Genomic DNA, 17,360 nt, shown 5'->3' with positions numbered 1-17,360 from the left:
AACGCGCCCTGAACCAACAATCTATGGCAACTGCGATAGTTGGGGCTTCATTGTAGGCAAAAAGGCCAGAACGCACAGCGCAAAAACCGGAGGGAAGGAACGTTGCCGGGGGGCAACGCAAAAATCTATGCACAAGTTATTCACAATTTGCACCGCCGCACATCTGAACAACTTGTGGGCGATCTGTGGATCGCCTGTGCACCGTTTGCCATTCCTGGGAATGCGGGGCTTTCGTCCCGCCCTCGGCCGGCGCCGGTGCAAAAGACGCACTATTTTACCCAATCTGGCTGCCGGGATTCACCTCAAAACCGACGGCAGCCCGCGCTATTCCCGAGTCGGGGATGGGGCTGATCCGCTCAGCGGGTCGGCCGGATCAGGGCGTACTGGGCCCATTCGCCCCGCCGGACCAGCACGCTGACCGGCTTGTTCTTGTCGGCCTTCGAGACCGCGGCCTCGAACTCCTTGACGCCGGTCACCTCGACATTGGCGACCGCCACGATCACGTCGCCTTCCCGCAGCCCGGCGCGTGCCGCGCCTTCGGTGGCGGTGTCCACCCGCACCCCGCCCTTGAGCTTCAACTCCTTCTTCTGCGCCGGGGTGAGCTCGCTCACCCCCAGGCCCAGGCCCTTGCCGGCGTTGGAGGTGGGGCGCGCCTCTTCCTTGTCCACCGGCTTGCGCGCGGGCTGGTCGGGCTCGATCTCGGCAATGGTGATCGTCAACTCGCGGGTAGCGCCGCGGCGGAAGACGGTCGCGGTGCTCTTGGTGCCCGGCTTGGTGCTGCCGACCAGCCGTGGCAGGTCGCTGGTGCGCTCGATCGTCTTACCGTCGAAGCGGGTGATGATGTCGCCCGCCTCGATACCCGCCTTCTCGGCCGGCGAGCCGGTCTCGACACCGCGCACCAGCGCGCCCTGCGGCTTGCCCAGGCCGATCGCCTCGGCCACGTCCTTGGTGACCGGCTCGATCTGCACGCCGATACGGCCGCGCGACACCCGGCCGCTCTGGCGCAGTTGCTCGCTGACGTTGATCGCCTCGTCGATCGGGATCGAGAACGAAATGCCCATGAACCCGCCGGAGCGCGAATAGATCTGGCTGTTGATGCCGACCACCTCGCCCCGCATGTTGATCAGCGGTCCGCCCGAGTTGCCCGGGTTGATCGCCACGTCGGTCTGGATGAAGGGCAGATAGTCGCCGGTGTCGCGCTGCTTGGCGCTGACGATGCCGGCGGTCACGCTGTTCTCCAGGCCGAAAGGAGAGCCGATCGCCATCACCCATTCGCCCACCCGCAGCCGGCTCAAGTCACCCACCTTCACGGCAGGCAGACCGGTGGCCTCGATCTTGACCACGGCCACGTCGGTGCGCTTGTCGGCGCCGACGATCTTGGCCTTGAACTCGCGCTTGTCGGTCAGGGTGACGATCACCTCGTCGGCGCCGTCGACCACATGGGCGTTGGTCATCACGAAACCGTCGCCGGTGAGGATGAAGCCGGAACCGACGCCGCGCGGCTGCTCCTCGCCTTGAGGAGGGCGCTGTCCGCGCGAACCGTTGCCGCCGCGGGGACCGTTGGGCATCGGGATGCCGAAGCGCTTGAAGAACTCGAGCATCTGCTCGTCCATCGCATCCTCCGCGCCGCTGCGGGGAGTGGTTTTTTCCAGTGTCCGGATGTTGACCACCGACGGACCGACCATGTCCACCAGGTCGGTGAAGTCGGGCAGGGAACGCTGACCGATCGGTGCGGATTGGGCCATCACCGGTACCACAGGCACGGCCGCGCCGGCCATCGCCAGCGCCAAGGCACCCGTCAGGGCACGCACCTTCAGATTACGCCCACCAAACTGCAGCATAGAGACCTTTCATGGGGCCGCCGATATCGGCAGACCGGATACAACGATACGCATCTGAAATGAAATGGAACGGAAGGTTCCGCTCGCCGGCGCCCGCATCCGCGGCGAGGCCCGCGACGGCCGCACGCCAGGCGAGGGCCGGCCGCCGAAGCCGCTGCGTCAGCGCCTGCGCTCCAGCGACTGGACCATCGTCTGCAGGGTCTGAAGCGGAACCTCGCCCACGGCTGTCACCCACCAGTCGTTGGCGACCCGGCGCGCCATCATCTGCGTCACGCCTACCGCCATCTGCGATTCGGTGCGCGGCTGGGCGCCGTAGGGCTCGATGAACAGGGAGACCGTGGCAAGGCCGTCCGAGAACACCCACTGCACCGTGCCGGTCTTGGTCGGTGCAGATCGGCGGAAGCAGTTGAGCGGCTTGAATCCGGCCACCGGCTGGGCCAGCGCCCAGCCTTCGACCTCGGCCGTGGTGCGCGTGACCTCTAGCTTCTCGATCTTGTAGTCGCCGGTGCTGGACATCATCCGGACGATCTTGTCCATCGGCACCGGCGCGTCCAGCTGCAACTCGGAAAACGCCGCTTGCTCCAGCACCCGGCCGGTCCCGTCCAGTGTCTGCAGCTGCACCGCCAGGCCGGAAGCCTTGTCCATCCAGAGCCGATAGCCGTAGCGCGACGCGTCGCGCGGCTGCACCTGTACCACTTCGGTATCCATGCCCGCCACCCGCTGGGTACCGAGCGGCCGGGCACCGTAGGATTCGCGCACCGCCGCATCACCGACCCGCAGAAGATTGGGGAACAAGCCGAAGGACTCGCGCCGCTCGGAGCGGGCCAGGTGCAGCTCGGGAAGGAAGGTCACGACCTCGTCGTTGCGGCGGAAGCTGGAGCGCGGCGCCCCGGTCAAGGACTCGATCCGCTCGACCCGCTGCTCGCCCTTGCAGGCGTGCCAGATGCGCGAGCTCGACAATGCCCCGCTGGCCGACAGCACGACGAGCGTGCCCGCGTAGGTCCGGTTCTTGGAAGCCTCGTGCGTGCGAACCAGCCACGGCAGCACGTCGACCTCGGCCACCGCCGACGCCGCAGGCGCCGCCGGCAGAGTCTGGGCGGACGGGCCGACCTCCGCTATGACGGTCGGTGCGGCGTATAGGGGCGAAAGACATGCCACCAGGCAGGCGGCGACCCAGCCGGCACCCTGCGCCAGACGACCCGGCATCACGACGAACGGTCCACGCACGGGCGATCGGTCAACGGTTGGCGCCTTCGAAACTCGCATTGCGCACGAAACCCGGAGGCGACTGCAGGACCGAGCCGGAGGTGGCCTGTCCGTGCGCAGCGAGGAACTCGTCCAGGCGCGGATTGCGGAGCATGACCTGCGGCGTATCGCTACCGGCCAGCAGGACCGGCACGGTCGCGGAGAACGCAGCCGTTCGGTTGACCGGCGTACCAGTGGCCGGCACCGCACCGGCAGACACCAACCGCACCGTATCCGCGCCCTGGGCGGCGGCACCGGCCGGCGCCGCCGCCAGTACCGCGCCGGCACCGTTGCCGCCGATACCCGCGATGCCGGCGAACGAACTCCAGCCGACGGCGACGACCGCGGCGAGCGACGCGAACCCGGCGACCGCCTTCCAGCGGAACACGTCGGCATTGGCCGCCGGCCGCGCCGTTGCGGCACGGATCGGTGTCACGCGGGAAACCTCCACGGTCGGCTGGGGGTGGACGACCGCCGTCTCGGGCGCTTCCGCCAGCTGTGGCAACGGCTCTGCCGCCAGCCGGCTCTGCAGGCGGGCCACGAAATTCATGTCGGCCGCGCCCCGCGCCAGATCAGGCGAACGCAGCACGTCGCCGATCACGTGGTAGGCGTGCCACCGGGTCTGCGCCTCGGCATCCTGCGTCAGCCAATCGAGCGTCGGGTCGAATTCCTCGCCATACAGTGCGCCGTCGGCCAGGGCGGACAGCCGGTCGAAATCTTGAGGGATTTTGTTCATGGGATCACCTGTGTCACAGCATGGGTGCAATCGCGATGGGCACGCATTGCAACAAAACTCTCTCTACCACCGCTTGCCGGAACGATTTTCCAGCAGAGGCTTGACCTTGGCCGAAATGGCTTCCCGGGCGCGGAAGATGCGCGAGCGCACCGTGCCGATCGGGCAGTTCATCACTTCGGCAATCTCTTCGTAGCTCATGCCTTCGATCTCACGCAGCGTCACCGCCTGCCGCAAGTCCTCGGGCAATGACTCCATCGCCGCATTGACCGTCGCCGCGATTTCCTTGGCGGCCAACACCGTTTCGGGTGTTTCTTCGCTGGTTAGTTCATTGTCGATGAAGGAAGTTTCGTCGTCGTCGCCCCCCGACCGCATCGCATTCTCGGAAATCACCGGGTTGCGGCGTATGTCGACCAGCGCTTTCTTGGCGGTATTGACCGCGATCCGGTAGAGCCAGGTATAGAACTGCGCGTCGCCGCGGAACTGGTGCAGCGCCCGGTAGGCCCGGATGAAGGTTTCCTGGGCGATGTCCTCGACCAGGTCGCTGTCGCGCACCATCCGGCCGATCAGGCGCTCGATCCGCCGCTGGTACTTGGCGACCAGCAGGCCGTAGGCGCGCTGGTCGCCCGCGACGGTGCGCTCGACCAGCATCAGGTCGGTGTCGGCCGCCGTCGGTGCCGGGACAGGCTCGGTCATCGCACCACCGCCTGCCCGTCCACCAAGTCGCCCGCCGATCCGTCGGCGGCATGAAGTGCGCACCGCAGCAGGTGCCACTGCGGCAGCCTGCCCGAGCGGCGCTCGAGCCAGAGCCACACGGCCCGCCCCTGCGCAGGGACGAACCTTACCAGGACGTGGGCTTGGAGATCGAGATGCAACCGGGCGACGCCTTCGGGTGCGTGGGCCGTCGTACGGACCGGCTCCCAGCGCCAGTGCTGGCCGTCCCACCCCAGTTCGCCGACCGCCGCGCCGCGCCACGCCAGGAACACCCATGCGGTCGCGAGGCCCCAGCAACCGAATGCCACCGCGTGCAGCGGAGCCGGCTGGGGCGAGGCGGCCCTCCAGGCCAGCAGCAAAGCCAGTTCCAGCGCGCATAGCCCGGCGAGCCACACGGCGACAGGGTAAGACCGCGTCACCGGATAGCGAACCGCGGGCGCAGCATGCATGAAAGGGAAACCTGTGCGCTCAACCTACGCCGTCAGACCAGTCGCTTGAACACCAACGAGCCGTTGGTGCCGCCAAAACCGAAATTGTTCTTCAGTGCCACGTCGATCCTCAGATCCCGGGCCGTATTTGCGCAGTAATCCAGATCGCACGCCGGGTCCTGGTTGAAAATATTGATCGTCGGCGGGGACTTCTGGTGGTAGACAGCCAGCGCGGTGAAGACGCTCTCGATACCGCCTGCGCCGCCCAGCAGGTGGCCGGTCATCGACTTGGTCGAATTGACGACCGTCTTGTAGGCATGGTCGCCCAGCGCGGCCTTGATCGCATCGGTCTCGTTCTGATCGCCGATCTGCGTCGACGTGCCGTGGGCATTGACGTAGTCGATCTGGTCGGCATTGACGCCCGCGTTGTCGAGTGCGATCTGGATCGAACGGCGCGGACCGCCCACGTCCGGCGACGTGATGTGGTACGCGTCGCCGCTCATGCCGAAGCCGGCCAGTTCCGCATAGATGCGGGCGCCGCGTGCCTTGGCGTGCTCGTACTCTTCGAGCACCAGCACGCCGCCGCCCTCACCCAGCACGAAGCCGTCGCGGTCCTTGTCCCAGGGCCGCGAGGCGGTCTTGGGGTCGTCGTTGCGGGTAGACAGCGCACGCGGAGCGGTAAAGCCGCCCACGCCGAGCGGCGATACCGTCGCCTCGGCTCCGCCGGCCACCATCACGTCGGCGTCGCCGTACTCGATCATGCGGGCGGACAGGCCGATGGCGTGCAGTCCGGTCGTGCAGGCGGTGACCACCGCCACGTTGGGGCCCTTGAAACCGAATTTGATCGACACGTGTCCCGAGATCATGTTGATGATCGAGGCCGGAACGAAGAAGGGAGAGATCCGGCGCGGGCCTCGCGCCACCAGTTCGGTGTGGGTATTCTCGATCAGCGGAAGACCGCCGATGCCCGAGCCGATATTGCAGCCGATCCGGACCGCGGTTTCTTCCGCCAACGCATCGCCGGTGGGCAGGCCGCTGTCGTGTACTGCCTGGATCGCGGCCGCGAGGCCCAGGTGAATGAAGCGGTCCATGTGCCGGGCTTCTTTTTCGGGAATGTAGTCCGCGATGTTGAAGCCCTTGACCTCGCCCGCGAACTTGCAGGCGAAGGCGGCGGCATCGAATTGGGTGATGAAATCGATACCGGGCGTGCCGGCAAGGAGGTTGGTCCAGGAATCAGCCACCGTGTTACCCACGGGAGTGACGCACCCCAGTCCGGTCACGACGACGCGGCGACGGCTCATGCGCAAAAACCTTTGCTTGTCTTAGGAGATAAGTCGGGCAGGATGCCCGCGGGCCGATCAGGCCTTCTGGTGGGTGTTCGCGTAGTCGATCGCGTTCTGCACCGTGGTGATCTTCTCGGCGTCTTCGTCCGGGATCTCGATGCCGAATTCGTCTTCGAGGGCCATCACCAGCTCGACCGTGTCGAGGGAATCGGCGCCCAGATCGGCCACGAAAGCCTTTTCGTTAGTGACTTGGGATTCTTCAACGCCCAGTTGCTCGGCAATGATCTTTTTGACGCGTGCTTCGATATCGCTCATGTTTCCCTCTGAGGGTGGTAAATAGTGAATCGGGGATTTTAGCCCGCAGGACCTTGCGGCCTGCCGGGCTGCCGACCCCATGGACGGCGGGGAACTCTTCTGCGACCGGGCAGGTCAGCCCATGTACATGCCGCCATTGACATGCAATTCCTGCCCGGTGACGTAGGCCGCCTGCGGGCTCGTCAGGTAGGACACTGCGTGCGCCACGTCGACCGGCTTGCCCAGGCGGCCCAGCGGGATCTGGCCCAGCAGCGCCTTCTGCTGCGCCTCGGGCAGCGATGCGGTCATGTCGGTGTCGATGAAGCCGGGGGCCACGCAGTTGACCGTGATGTTACGCGAGCCCAGTTCGCGGGCCAGCGCGCGGGTCATGCCGGCCAGGCCCGCCTTGGCGGCGGCGTAGTTGGCCTGGCCCGGATTGCCGGCAGCTCCCACCACGCTGGTGATGCTCACGATACGGCCGTAGCGCTGCTTCATCATCGGCCGGATCACGGCGCGCGACAGGCGGAACACCGCTTTCAGGTTGGTGTCGATCACCGCATCCCAGTCGTCGTCCTTCAGGCGCATGACGAGTTGGTCGCGGGTGATGCCGGCGTTGTTGACCAGAATCTGCAGCCCGCCGTGTTTGGCGACGATCGCATCGACCAACGTGTTGACGGCATCGCCTTCGGTCACGTCGAGCCTGTAGCCCTTGCCGCCATGGGCGGCGAGCGCGTGGCCGATCTTGGCGGCCCCCTCGTCGCTGGTGGCGGTGCCGATGACCTTGACGCCCTTGCCCGCCAGGTCGGCGGCGATGGCGGCACCGATGCCGCGGGTGGCGCCGGTGACAAGGGCTACTTGGCCGGCTAATGCGATTTCAGACATGCGATTCTTTTCTATGGGTCGGAAACGGGGACGGCGTTCAGGCGAGCAGGGCCTTGGCTTCGGCCAGCGTGGCCGGGTCGTGCACGGCCAGTGCGGCCAGTGCGGGATCGATTCGCTTGGTCATGCCGGCCAGCACCTTGCCAGGGCCGCATTCCACCACGGTTAACGCGCCGCGGGCCTTGAGCGACCGGATGCATTCGACCCAGCGCACCGGGCCGAAGGCCTGGCGGTAGAGCGCGTCGCGGATCGCGGCAGGATCGTCCTGCACCGCCACGTCGATGTTGTCGACCAGCGCGATGCGCGGCGTAGCGAAGGCGGTGTCGGCCAGCTTCTGCCGCAGCCTCTCGGCGGCGGGCCGCATCAGCGTGGAGTGGAACGGCGCCGACACCGGCAGCGGCAGCGCGCGCTTGGCACCGGCCGCCTTGAGCGCCTCGCAGGCCTTCTCGACCGCGGCCTTGCTGCCGGCGACGACCGTCTGGCCCGGGTCGTTGAAATTGACCGCCTCGACCACCTCGGACGACGACGTGCCGAACGACTGCGTCACCTCCTGACAGCCGGCGATGACCTTCTGCGCGTCCAGGCCCAGGATGGCCGCCATCGCGCCCACGCCGACCGGCACCGCCTCCTGCATCGCAGCCGCGCGGAAACGCACCAGCGGCGCGGCCTGGGTCAGCGTCAGCACGCCGGCCGCGACCAGCGCGGAATACTCGCCGAGCGAATGGCCGGCCACGGCGATGGGATCGGCACCGCCCTCGGCCTTCCAGGCGCGCCAGGCGGCCACCGCCGCCACCAGCATCACCGGCTGGGTGTTGGTGGTGAGCGCCAGGGTCTCCCTGGGACCTTCCTCGATCAGGCGGCCCACGTCTTCGTGCAGCGCGTCCGACGCTTCCTGCACTGCCTCGGCCACGGCGGGATGGCCGTCCCAGGCGTCGAGCATGCCGACCGATTGCGAACCCTGGCCCGGAAAAACGAATGCGAAAGCGCCCATGCGGAGAAAGGTGATTTTTTGTATATCAAAAAGGGCTGCAGCCGGCGTAAAACGCCGGCTTCTAGCTACAAATTCAGTAGCACCGCACCCCAGGTGAAGCCGCCGCCGACGCCTTCGAGCATCAGCGTCTGGCCGGGCGTGATCTTGCCGCTGCGCACGCCGGCGTCGAGCGCCAGCGGAATCGACGCGGCCGAGGTGTTGCCGTGCTGGTCTACGGTGACCATGACCTTGTCCATCGACATCTTCAGCTTGCGTGCGGTGCCCTGCATGATGCGGATGTTGGCCTGGTGCGGAATCAGCCAGTCGATGTCGGACTCGGTCTTGCCGGCCTTGGCCAGGGTGGCGCGCGCCGCGCTCTCCAGCACGCCGACCGCCAACTTGAAGACCGCCTGGCCGTCCATCTTCAGCAGCGGATCGCCCAGGACCCGGCCCCCGGCCACGTTGCCGGGCACGCACAGGATGCCGACATGGCGGCCGTCGGCATGCAGGTCGCTCGCCAGGATGCCGGGCGTGTCGCTGGCCTCCAGCACCACGGCGCCGGCACCGTCGCCGAACAGCACGCAGGTGGTGCGGTCGTTGAAATCGAGGATACGGGAGAAAACCTCGGCGCCCACCACCAGCGCCCGTCGAGCCGAGCCGGTCTGGATCATCGCGTCGGCTACGGTCAGCGCGTAGACGAAGCCGCTGCACACCGCCTGCACGTCGAAGGCCGGCGCACCCAGGATGCCCTGCGCCGCCTCGGAAGTCCGGGCCAGCTTCTGCTGCAGGATGCAGGCGGTCGAGGGGAACACCATGTCGGGGGTGGACGTGGCGACGACGATCAGGTCGATGTCCTGCGCGCCGAGGCCCGCGGCCTCCAGCGCCCGCTGGCAGGCCTGCAAGGCCAGGTCGCTGCTGCCCACGTCGGGCGCCGCGAAATGCCGGGCGCGGATGCCGGTGCGCTCGACGATCCATTCGTCGGAGGTCTCGACGCCCTTGGCCGCCAGTTCGACCGCCAGCTCCGCATTGCTCAGGCGCCGCGGCGGAAGATAGCTGCCGGTGCCGGCGATGCGGGAATAGCGTCTCATGTTCTTATCTGTGCAGGGCGGCCGGAATGTCGGCAGAAGGCGCAAGTGCGGACGCGGCCGGCGCCACGGCGGCCTGCCGGGCCAGCAGGGGCGCGGCATGGGCGATCCGCTCCTGCAGACGCTGCAGGAGGTTGTTGCGGGCAGCATCATAAGCGCGCACCAGCGCCTGCTCGAAAGCCACCTCGTCGGCCGAGCCGTGGCTCTTGAAGACCAGCCCGCGCAGCCCGAGCAGGGCCGCGCCGTTGTAGCGCCGGTAGTCCATACGGCGCTTGAGCGCCGAGAGAACCGGATAGGCGCAGACCGCGGCCATCTTGGTGAAGACGTTGCGCGAGAACTCTTCCTTCAGGAAACCGACGATGACCGAGGCCAGTCCTTCGCTGGCCTTGAGCGCCACGTTGCCGACGAATCCGTCGCACACCACGATGTCGACCGTGCCCTTGAAGATGTCGTTGCCCTCGACGTTGCCGGCAAAGTTCAGGTCGCCCGAATCGCGCGCCGCGCGCAGCAGCTCGCCGGCGCGCTTGATCACCTCGTTGCCCTTGATCACCTCTTCGCCGATGTTGAGCAGGCCGACCGTCGGCTGGTCGTCGCCCTTCAGCACCGAGCCGAGGGCTGCGCCCATGAAGGCGAACTGCAGCAGGTGCTCGGCGGTGCAGTCGACGTTGGCGCCCAGGTCCAGCACCGTGGTGGCGCCGCCACGGGCGTTGGGCATCTGGGTGGCGATGGCGGGCCGCTCGATCCCGTCGAGGGTCTTGAGCAGGTAGCGGGCGATCGCCATCAGCGCGCCGGTGTTGCCGGCGGAGACGGCCACGGCGGCCTCGCCGTCCCTGACCTGCTGGATCGCGACCCGCATGGAAGAGTCCTTCTTGCGTCGCAGGGCCACCTCGACCGGGTCGTCCATCAGGACGACTTCGGAGGCGGGCACGAGCGAGGCCCGCGCGTGCGAGAAACCGGCTAAAGGCTCTGGCAGGCCCACCAGCAGCAGCTGCGCATCGGGATGGTCGTCGAGGAATTTGCGGCACGCCGCGAGCGTGACACGGGGACCATGGTCGCCCCCCATGCAATCCACAGCGAGTGTGATCATGAATGCGGCGCCGTGCCGCCAGGGCGGCCGAGAAGGGTAACAGCCATCAAGACAAAGGCCCGAGCTACGAATTCAGTAGCGCCGGGCCTTGATGTACTGAGCGATGTCAGGCTTCGGACTTGTTCTTCAGCACCTGGCGACCACGGTAGAAGCCGTTCGGGCTGATATGGTGGCGCAGGTGGTTTTCGCCGGTGGTCGGCTCGACGGCGACGCCCGGCACGGTCAGGGCGTTGTGCGAACGGTGCATGCCGCGCTTGGAAGGGGACTTCTTGTTTTGCTGAACTGCCATGGTGAGGCTCCTGAATGGGTAAGAGTGGGCGAATGCGCTAAACCCAGTCAGGCCGGCTGCCCGAAGGTCCGAACCGGTCCCACAAGACGCTTGGGAAATCGCGCGAAGCAGACGATTATAACCGGATGTGTCAGCCCTGCCCGTCCTTGGCCAATTTGAGCGTGGCGAGCGCCGCGAACGGATTGGGCTTCTCCGCCCCGGCCTCCTCGAAATCCGGGTCTTGCACCGACATCGGAACCTCCACCGGGCAAGTGTCGTGCTGCGGAACCGGGGGCAGCGCCATCAGCAACTCGTCCTCGATCAGTTCCCGCAGCTTGAAGTCGCGCTGGGTGACCAGCAGGTCCTCCTCCACCGCGTCGTCCTCGGCCACCGCGGCCTCTTCGCTCTCGACGAAACGAAACGAGCGCTCGATCTCCAGCGGCAGCTCGACCGGACCCAGGCAGCGCTGGCAGGTCAGCGGCAGCACCGCGTGCACCTTGAGGTGCAGCCAGTTCTGCGCCGGACGGCCCACTTGCCGGATCTCCTCGCCGATGGCGGTCCAGTCGACAGTGTTGGACGACTGTTCGTCGGCGATTTCTTCCATCAGGCGAGGGAAGGTCGGGAGGGCGTCGCGGCCCTCCAGGGTGGCCGCCGCCAGGGCGAAGGCCGGCACGTCCAGGCGGTCGGCAGCAAAGTCGGTCTTCATCGGAGCAGTGTAAGAGAATCGACGGATGACACTTCCGACCGCCACCATCCTCTCCCGGCCCTCCGGAGGCCGGCCGCTGGTGCTGGGCTCGACCTCGCCCTACCGCCGCGAACTGCTCCTGCGGCTGCGCCTGCCGTTCGACGTAGCCGCCCCCCGGGTCGACGAGACGCCCCGGCCCGGCGAAGCACCCCGCGCACTCGCCATCCGTCTGGCCAGGGCCAAGGCGCTGGCCGCGGCACGGCAGCATGCCGATGCGGTGGTGATCGGCTCCGACCAGGTCGTGGACCTCGACGGCGAGCCGCTCGGCAAGCCGGGCGACCATGCGCACGCCACGGCCCAGTTGCGCCGGATGCGCGGCCGCGCGGTGGTGTTCCACACCGCCGTCACCGTGGCCTGCGTGGCCAGCGGCTTCGAGGCGTCCGACATCGCCGAGGTGACGGTGCGCTTCCGCGACCTGACCGATGCCGAGATCGAGCACTACCTGCGCGCCGAACGACCCTACGATTGCGCCGGTAGCGCCAAGAGCGAGGGCCTGGGCATCTCGCTGCTGGACGCGATCGACAACGACGACCCGACCGCGCTGGTCGGCCTGCCGCTGATCCGCACCTGCCGCCTGCTGCGCGCCGCGGGAGTGCAGATCGCATGAGCAGCACCCTCGGCACGCTCTACCTCGTCCCCGCCCCGCTCGATTTCGGCTGCGTCACCCAGGCGCCGCTGACAGATGCGCTGCCCGAAGCCACGCTGCGGCGCGCAGCGCGGATCACCCACTGGATCTGCGAGAACGCGAAATCCGCCCGGGCCTATCTCAAGCGCATCGACGCGCTGCATCCGCTGGCCGCCACGATCCAGGAGCAGCAGATCCAGGAACTGCCGCGCGAAGTGCACAAGAAGGGCGACCACGCCGTCGGCAGCTTCGACGCCCGCCCGCTGCTGGCGGCCGCCCGGCAGGGCCGCGACATCGGCCTGCTCAGCGAAGCCGGCATGCCGGCGATCGCCGACCCCGGCGCGTCGTTGGTGCGGGCCGCGCATGCGCTCGGCGTGCCGGTCGTGCCGCTGGTGGGGCCGGTATCGCTGCTGCTGGCCCTGGCGGCCAGCGGGCTCAACGGGCAGAACTTCGCGTTCACCGGCTACCTGCCGCAGGATGCGGCCGAGCGCACCGCCCGCATCCGCACGCTGGAAGCACTGGCGCTCAAAACCGGACAAAGCCAGCTCTTCATCGAGACGCCCTACCGCAACGCCGCGCTGCTGCAGGCGCTGATCGCCGGGCTGCAGCCCAACACCCGGCTGTCGGTGAGCCACGGCCTGACGCTGTCGACCGGCCGCACCCGCAGCACCGCGGTGCACGAATGGCGCCTGCACCCCGGTCCCGGCGCGCCCGACAACGCCACTCCCGCGGTCTTCGCGATCGGCCCGTGAGCGGGGTTGCGTCGTTGCGCGGCGCCCGGGCCCTGGGCGCCAGCCGGCATGCCACGCGGGTGCAGTTCTTCTGCTCCGGCTTCCTGTTCGCGACCTGGGGCGTGCACATCCCGACGGTCCGGGCCCTCTACGGCGTGACCGAAGCCGGGCTGGGGGTGGCGATGCTCGCCGCCGGCATCGGCGCCCTGCTGGGACTGCCCCAGGCCGGCCGGCTGATCGCGCGCTACGGGCCGCGCGGCGTCTGCCGGGTGTGCGGCGTCACGATGGCGGGGGGCGTCTCGCTGCTGCTGGTCATGCCCGGACTGCCGGCGCTGCTGATGCTGCTCGCGGTATTCGGCGTGGCCAACGGCATCTTCGACGTGGCGATCAATGCCGAGGCGGCCGAGCTGGAGCGCGTCGGCGAGCGGCCCCTGATGAGCGGCATGCACGGCATGTTCAGCACCGGCGGCATGGTCGGCGCGGGCGTGGGCGGCGTACTGCTCGCTTGGCCGCAGGGGCACCTGACGCTGGTCGCGGTGGTGCTGGCGGCCGCGGTGCTGCTGGCGGCGCAGCGGATGCTGGTACCGCTGCCGATCGCCGCCGATGCGCCTCGCATCCCGGGCTTCGTGCTGCCGCGCGGCACGCTGCTGGTGCTGGGCGTGTTCGCCGGGCTGGGCCTGATCGCCGAAGGCGCGATGTACGACTGGAGCGTGCTCTACCTGCACCAGGAGCTTGGCAGCCCGCAGGCCGAGGCAGCCTGGGCCTACGCCAGCTTCTCGGCCGCGATGGCGGCGGCCCGCTTCGGCGGCGACTGGGTGCGGGCCCGCGTCGCGCCGGCCGTGCTGCTGCGCGCCAGCGCCCTGGTAGCCGCTTTCGCGATGGTTGTGGTGCTGCTGGCCGCCGCGCCCAGGGTGGCACTTGTGGGTTTCGCGCTGGCGGGCATCGGCTTCGCGAACGTCGTGCCGCTGCTCTTCACCGCCGCAGCCAAGGTACCGGGCGGCTCGCCGGCGCATGCGATCGCGGCGGTGTCGTCGCTCGGCTATCTGGGCTTCATGGGCGGCCCGCCGATCATCGGCTTCGTCGCGCAGGGCAACTCGCTCGGCGCCGCGCTGTGGCTGGTGGTGGTGTTCGCGGTGGTGCTGGCCGTCGGCGCCCGGCGGGCGCTGAACTGACCGGCACCATCGGCCGGCAGGCCGCCCGCCAGAAGCGACGCAGCCCGCACCGCGCGGGCTTCGTCGTGCGCGGCCGCGGCAAGCCGCAGGCGTTCAGCGAATCGCGGGCACCGCCTTCAGGGCGTGGATCGCGCCCTCGCCCATCGCCGCACCGAACTTCTTGGCCAGGCGCTCGGCGACGTTGTCGCGGCGGGTGTAGTCGACCACGTCCTCGGCCTTGACCACTTCGCGGGCGACGTAGTCGAGGTTGCCCAAGTGGTCGGCCAGGCCCATCTCGACCGACTGCTGGCCGGTCCAGAACAGGCCGGTGAACGTGTCGGGGGTTTCCTTCAGCCGGGCACCGCGGCCGGTCTTCACCACCGCGATGAACTGCTGGTGAATCTGTTCGAGCATCGCCAGGGCATAGGCCCGCTGCTTGTCGGTCTGCGGGCTGAACGGGTCGAGGAAGCCCTTGTTCTCGCCAGCGGCGAGCAATCGGCGCTCGACGCCCAGCTTGTCCATCAGGCCGGTGAAGCCGAAGCCGTCCATCAGCACGCCGATGCTGCCGACGGTGCTGGCCTTGTCGACGAAGATCTGGTCGGCGGCCGAGGCGATGTAGTACGCGGCCGAGGTGCAGGTCTCTTCGACCACCGCATAGACCGGCCTCTTGTACTTGGCCTTCAGGCGCACGATCTCGTCGTTGATGATGCCGGCCTGCACCGGGCTGCCGCCGGGCGAGTTGATCCGCAGCACGATGGCCTGCGCCCCGTCGTCCTCGAACGCGGTGCGCATCGCCGAGACGACGAACTCGGCGCTGGCGTCGTTGCCCTCGGCGATCTCGCCCTTGATATCGACCACCGCCGTGTGCGCGGTCGACTTGGCGGTGGTGGGCGTCGCGCGGTGGAACAGGATCCAGGCCCCGGCGATGAAGAACACCAGCCAGGCCAGCCGGGTGAAGGTCTTCCAGCGACGCGCGGCGCGCTGTTCCTTCAGTGCGGAGAAGGCCAGTTTCTCGATCGCGGCACGCTCCCATCCGCCGGCGGACAGTGCTTCTTTTTTCATAGCATCATGCCGGCCATCCGCTTGGGCTACAGGCTTTCTTTCAGGGGAATCCAGGGGGTCGCGGAAGATCGGCTCGGTCATCTAGAACTCAGGGGTTGAGGGGGTTGACAGCAGTATGCCAGCGGACCCTGTAAGGCCCAGGAGAGAGTTGTATCAGGTGCGGCTATCCCGCCGCTCACGCAAGATCAGGCGGTCTTTCGGGCGTCGCCTCGGGCCGTTTTGTTGGCCCTGCGCAACAGCCGGCACAGGGCTGCGCAGCGCTCAGGCGTGGACCGCGAGCCAGGCATTCAGCTCCGCGACCGAATGCACGATGGCCAGCGGCTCCAGCGCGCCGAAGGCCTCGGGCGTGTGGGCGCCGTAGCTCACGCCGATGCTGGCGCAGCCGGCGTTGCGGGCCATCTGCAGGTCGTGGGTGGTGTCGCCGATCATCAGCACCCGGTCAGCCGGCAGATCGAAGGCCTCCATCAGCTCGTGCAGCATCAGCGGATCGGGCTTGCCGGCAGTTTCGTCCGCGGTGCGGGAATCGTCGAATAACCCGCGCAGTTGCACCGTGGCCAGCGCCTCGTCCAGGCCGCGTCGGCTCTTGCCGGTGGCCACGGCCAGCCGGTGGCCGCGTGCCTTCAGGTCGGCGAGCATCGGCAGCACGCCGTCGAACAGGATCAGGTCTTCGTAGTGCTTGGCATAGTGGTGGCGGTAGCGTTCTCCCAGTAGCGGATAGCGCTCGGGCGGAACGTCGGGCGCCGCGTGGGCCAGCGCCTGACCCAGACTCATGCCGATGACGTAGGCGGCGGCGCGGTCGGTGGGCGCCGTGCCGCCCACGTCCTTCACCGCGGCCTGGATGCATTTGACGATGGCGCCGGTGGAGTCGTACAGCGTGCCGTCCCAGTCGAAGGCGATCAGTTCGAAGCGGCGGGGACGGGGCATGAGGTCTGACATCGGAGGGTCCGGCTGTGGGGTGAAAGGCGGAGAGCGGCGGCTCCCCGGCGGATTCTGCAGGTGCGGGCGCACGTTCAGGCCTCGGCGGCGTCGGCCGTACCGGACCAGGGGCGCAGCTCGGGCGGCAGTTCGGCGACGAGCGCGATCCGCTCGTCCGTCGCCGGATGGCTGAACTGCAGGCGCCAGGCGTGCAGGAACATCCGGCCCAGACCCTGCGCCGCCAGCCGCTTGTTCAAGGCGAAATCGCCGTACTTGTCGTCGCCCGCGATCGCGTGGCCCTGTCCGGCCAGGTGCACCCGGATCTGGTGGGTGCGGCCGGTCTTGATCGTCACCTCCAGCAGCGAGAAGGCGGGCAGCCCCGCCTCGGCCCGCGCGGCCGACGCATGTCGCACCCTGACCAGGGTGATCGAGCGCATGCCGTCAGGGTCTTCCGGGGTGGTGATCCGCACCCGCCGCTCGCCGTCGGCCTGCAGGTACTTGTGCAGCGGCTGGTCGAGCACCTTGAGCCGAGCCGGCCAGGTGCCGATCGCCAGGGCCAGGTAGGTCTTGCCGGTTTCCCGCTCGCGGAACTGGTCCTGCAGCCGGGTCAGGGCCGAGCGGCGCTTGGCCACCAGCAGGATGCCCGAGGTCTCGCGATCGAGCCGGTGCACCAGTTCCAGGAAGCGGGCCTCGGGCCGCGCCTGGCGCAGCTGCTCGATCACGCCGAAGCTCACGCCGCTGCCGCCGTGCACCGCCACGCCGGCGGGCTTGTCGATCGCGAGCAGATGGTCGTCCTCGAACAGCACCGGGAACGCGCGGGCCGGCGCGGGCCGGGCGGCCTTGGCTTGTGCGGCGTCCGAGGTGCGGACCGGCGGCAGCCGCACCACGTCGCCCACCGCCACGCGGGTATCGGCGGCGGCGCGGCCCCTGTTCACCCGCACCTCGCCGTTGCGGATGATCCGGTAGACATGGGTCTTGGGAACGCCCTTCAGTTCTCGGATAAGGAAGTTGTCGAGCCGCTGGCCTTCGGAGCCCTCGTCCACCGTCACTCGGCGCACGGCGGGAGCCCCGGCGGCGACTTTGGCCCCTATAATGTGTTTCACTGGCGCGACGCTGTGTAAGTGTTTGATTTTGATGGATTTTAGTCCACACACCACTCCCGCGGCGCCAGCAGGCCGATGCCACCGAAGGCTTTTCGCGCAAGTTGCGGGCCCGCTGCCCGCGGCGGCTCGCAGCACCTTCGGCCGAACCGGCACTTCGAAAAACAGAATTGGAATCACCCATCCGGCCGGCCCCGCGCTCCT

The 17,360-nt window shown here is 68.3% G+C and carries 19 protein-coding genes; 3 read left to right on the top strand and 16 right to left on the bottom strand.

What is annotated here, in order from left to right; genetic code table 11:
• Positions 1-356 precede the first annotated feature (356 nt).
• The 13 genes from DFQ15_RS03860 to DFQ15_RS03800 all read right to left on the bottom strand — a co-directional run bounded on the left by DFQ15_RS03860 (position 357) and on the right by DFQ15_RS03800 (position 11,533).
• Complete coding sequence (locus DFQ15_RS03860) at positions 357-1,841, bottom strand: DegQ family serine endoprotease (protein WP_110464700.1); 1,485 nt, start codon at positions 1,839-1,841, stop codon at positions 357-359.
• Between the two features lie 159 nt (positions 1,842-2,000).
• Positions 2,001-3,068, bottom strand: coding sequence for a MucB/RseB C-terminal domain-containing protein (locus DFQ15_RS03855; RefSeq protein ID WP_233504254.1), 1,068 nt, complete (start codon positions 3,066-3,068; stop codon positions 2,001-2,003).
• A 10-nt stretch (positions 3,069-3,078) separates the two neighbouring features.
• Positions 3,079-3,822, bottom strand: a complete 744-nt coding sequence (locus DFQ15_RS03850; RefSeq protein WP_110464698.1) for a sigma-E factor negative regulatory protein — start codon at positions 3,820-3,822, stop codon at positions 3,079-3,081.
• Positions 3,823-3,885: 63 nt separating this feature from the next.
• Positions 3,886-4,515 (bottom strand): RNA polymerase sigma factor RpoE, encoded by a 630-nt coding sequence (gene rpoE, locus DFQ15_RS03845; RefSeq protein WP_110464697.1) that lies wholly within the window; start codon positions 4,513-4,515, stop codon positions 3,886-3,888.
• A complete protein-coding gene (locus DFQ15_RS03840) occupies positions 4,512-4,952 on the bottom strand; it encodes a hypothetical protein (protein WP_110464696.1) in 441 nt (146 codons plus the stop codon). The genes rpoE and DFQ15_RS03840 overlap by 4 nt, the downstream gene beginning before the upstream one ends.
• Before the next feature lie 62 nt (positions 4,953-5,014).
• Positions 5,015-6,262 (bottom strand): beta-ketoacyl-ACP synthase II, encoded by a 1,248-nt coding sequence (gene fabF / locus DFQ15_RS03835; RefSeq protein ID WP_110464695.1) that lies wholly within the window; start codon positions 6,260-6,262, stop codon positions 5,015-5,017.
• A 57-nt stretch (positions 6,263-6,319) separates the two neighbouring features.
• Positions 6,320-6,559 (bottom strand): acyl carrier protein, encoded by a 240-nt coding sequence (gene acpP / locus DFQ15_RS03830; RefSeq protein ID WP_003058049.1) that lies wholly within the window; start codon positions 6,557-6,559, stop codon positions 6,320-6,322.
• A gap of 114 nt (positions 6,560-6,673) precedes the next feature.
• Positions 6,674-7,420 (bottom strand): 3-oxoacyl-ACP reductase FabG, encoded by a 747-nt coding sequence (gene fabG / locus DFQ15_RS03825; RefSeq protein WP_110464694.1) that lies wholly within the window; start codon positions 7,418-7,420, stop codon positions 6,674-6,676.
• A gap of 37 nt (positions 7,421-7,457) precedes the next feature.
• Positions 7,458-8,408: an ACP S-malonyltransferase gene (fabD, locus tag DFQ15_RS03820; RefSeq protein ID WP_110464693.1), complete on the bottom strand. Its 951-nt coding sequence runs from the start codon at positions 8,406-8,408 to the stop codon at positions 7,458-7,460.
• Positions 8,409-8,473: 65 nt separating this feature from the next.
• On the bottom strand, positions 8,474-9,475 hold the full coding sequence (locus tag DFQ15_RS03815; protein WP_110464692.1) for a beta-ketoacyl-ACP synthase III: 1,002 nt from the start codon (positions 9,473-9,475) through the stop codon (positions 8,474-8,476).
• Between the two features lie 4 nt (positions 9,476-9,479).
• Entirely contained in the window at positions 9,480-10,559 is a 1,080-nt protein-coding gene (gene plsX / locus DFQ15_RS03810) for a phosphate acyltransferase PlsX (protein WP_110464691.1), read from the bottom strand.
• Positions 10,560-10,665: 106 nt separating this feature from the next.
• Positions 10,666-10,848: a 50S ribosomal protein L32 gene (rpmF, locus tag DFQ15_RS03805; RefSeq protein WP_055843463.1), complete on the bottom strand. Its 183-nt coding sequence runs from the start codon at positions 10,846-10,848 to the stop codon at positions 10,666-10,668.
• Between the two features lie 130 nt (positions 10,849-10,978).
• On the bottom strand, positions 10,979-11,533 hold the full coding sequence (locus DFQ15_RS03800) for a YceD family protein (protein WP_110464690.1): 555 nt from the start codon (positions 11,531-11,533) through the stop codon (positions 10,979-10,981).
• A gap of 25 nt (positions 11,534-11,558) precedes the next feature.
• Between DFQ15_RS03800 and DFQ15_RS03795 the strand changes: the two genes are divergently transcribed.
• Genes DFQ15_RS03795 through DFQ15_RS03785 form a run of 3 tightly spaced genes read left to right on the top strand, consistent with a single transcriptional unit; the run spans position 11,559 to position 14,100 of the window.
• The gene (locus DFQ15_RS03795) at positions 11,559-12,179 is read left to right on the top strand and encodes a Maf family nucleotide pyrophosphatase (RefSeq protein WP_110464689.1); all 621 of its coding nucleotides are present in this window, start codon (positions 11,559-11,561) and stop codon (positions 12,177-12,179) included.
• Positions 12,176-12,949 (top strand): SAM-dependent methyltransferase, encoded by a 774-nt coding sequence (locus DFQ15_RS03790; protein ID WP_110464688.1) that lies wholly within the window; start codon positions 12,176-12,178, stop codon positions 12,947-12,949. Before DFQ15_RS03795 ends, DFQ15_RS03790 begins: the two co-directional genes overlap by 4 nt.
• Positions 12,946-14,100 carry an MFS transporter gene (locus DFQ15_RS03785; protein WP_233504253.1) on the top strand — a complete coding sequence of 385 codons (1,155 nt, stop codon included), beginning with the start codon at positions 12,946-12,948 and terminating at the stop codon, positions 14,098-14,100. The genes DFQ15_RS03790 and DFQ15_RS03785 overlap by 4 nt, the downstream gene beginning before the upstream one ends.
• Positions 14,101-14,193: 93 nt before the next feature.
• Here DFQ15_RS03785 and DFQ15_RS03780 read toward each other — a convergent pair whose 3' ends face one another.
• From DFQ15_RS03780 to DFQ15_RS03770, 3 genes are all read right to left on the bottom strand, one after another.
• Positions 14,194-15,222, bottom strand: a complete 1,029-nt coding sequence (locus DFQ15_RS03780) for a S49 family peptidase (RefSeq protein WP_110464686.1) — start codon at positions 15,220-15,222, stop codon at positions 14,194-14,196.
• 180 nt (positions 15,223-15,402) lie between these two features.
• On the bottom strand, positions 15,403-16,065 hold the full coding sequence (locus tag DFQ15_RS03775) for an HAD family hydrolase (RefSeq protein ID WP_110464685.1): 663 nt from the start codon (positions 16,063-16,065) through the stop codon (positions 15,403-15,405).
• 86 nt (positions 16,066-16,151) lie between these two features.
• Positions 16,152-17,159 carry an RluA family pseudouridine synthase gene (locus DFQ15_RS03770; protein ID WP_110464684.1) on the bottom strand — a complete coding sequence of 336 codons (1,008 nt, stop codon included), beginning with the start codon at positions 17,157-17,159 and terminating at the stop codon, positions 16,152-16,154.
• Between the last annotated feature and the right edge of the window lie 201 nt (positions 17,160-17,360).

Source organism: Xylophilus ampelinus, assembly GCF_003217575.1.
Lineage (GTDB): Bacteria > Pseudomonadota > Gammaproteobacteria > Burkholderiales > Burkholderiaceae_C > Xylophilus > Xylophilus ampelinus.
The sequence above is the reverse complement of the archived record's forward strand: the minus strand, read 5'-3'. Positions and strand labels throughout refer to the sequence as shown.

Bases quoted from the DNA above. Each gene is read 5' to 3' on its own strand.
- DFQ15_RS03860 (WP_110464700.1), bottom strand. From the start codon at position 1,841: ATGCTGCAGTTTGGTGGGCGTAATCTGAAGGTGCGTGCCCTGACGGGT.
- DFQ15_RS03850 (WP_110464698.1), bottom strand. From the start codon at position 3,822: ATGAACAAAATCCCTCAAGATTTCGACCGGCTGTCCGCCCTGGCCGAC.
- rpoE (WP_110464697.1), bottom strand. From the start codon at position 4,515: ATGACCGAGCCTGTCCCGGCACCGACGGCGGCCGACACCGACCTGATG.
- fabF (WP_110464695.1), bottom strand. From the start codon at position 6,262: ATGAGCCGTCGCCGCGTCGTCGTGACCGGACTGGGGTGCGTCACTCCC.
- acpP (WP_003058049.1), bottom strand. From the start codon at position 6,559: ATGAGCGATATCGAAGCACGCGTCAAAAAGATCATTGCCGAGCAACTG.
- fabG (WP_110464694.1), bottom strand. From the start codon at position 7,420: ATGTCTGAAATCGCATTAGCCGGCCAAGTAGCCCTTGTCACCGGCGCC.
- fabD (WP_110464693.1), bottom strand. From the start codon at position 8,408: ATGGGCGCTTTCGCATTCGTTTTTCCGGGCCAGGGTTCGCAATCGGTC.
- DFQ15_RS03815 (WP_110464692.1), bottom strand. From the start codon at position 9,475: ATGAGACGCTATTCCCGCATCGCCGGCACCGGCAGCTATCTTCCGCCG.
- plsX (WP_110464691.1), bottom strand. From the start codon at position 10,559: ATGATCACACTCGCTGTGGATTGCATGGGGGGCGACCATGGTCCCCGT.
- rpmF (WP_055843463.1), bottom strand. From the start codon at position 10,848: ATGGCAGTTCAGCAAAACAAGAAGTCCCCTTCCAAGCGCGGCATGCAC.
- DFQ15_RS03800 (WP_110464690.1), bottom strand. From the start codon at position 11,533: ATGAAGACCGACTTTGCTGCCGACCGCCTGGACGTGCCGGCCTTCGCC.
- DFQ15_RS03795 (WP_110464689.1), top strand. From the start codon at position 11,559: ATGACACTTCCGACCGCCACCATCCTCTCCCGGCCCTCCGGAGGCCGG.
- DFQ15_RS03790 (WP_110464688.1), top strand. From the start codon at position 12,176: ATGAGCAGCACCCTCGGCACGCTCTACCTCGTCCCCGCCCCGCTCGAT.
- DFQ15_RS03780 (WP_110464686.1), bottom strand. From the start codon at position 15,222: ATGACCGAGCCGATCTTCCGCGACCCCCTGGATTCCCCTGAAAGAAAG.
- DFQ15_RS03775 (WP_110464685.1), bottom strand. From the start codon at position 16,065: ATGCCCCGTCCCCGCCGCTTCGAACTGATCGCCTTCGACTGGGACGGC.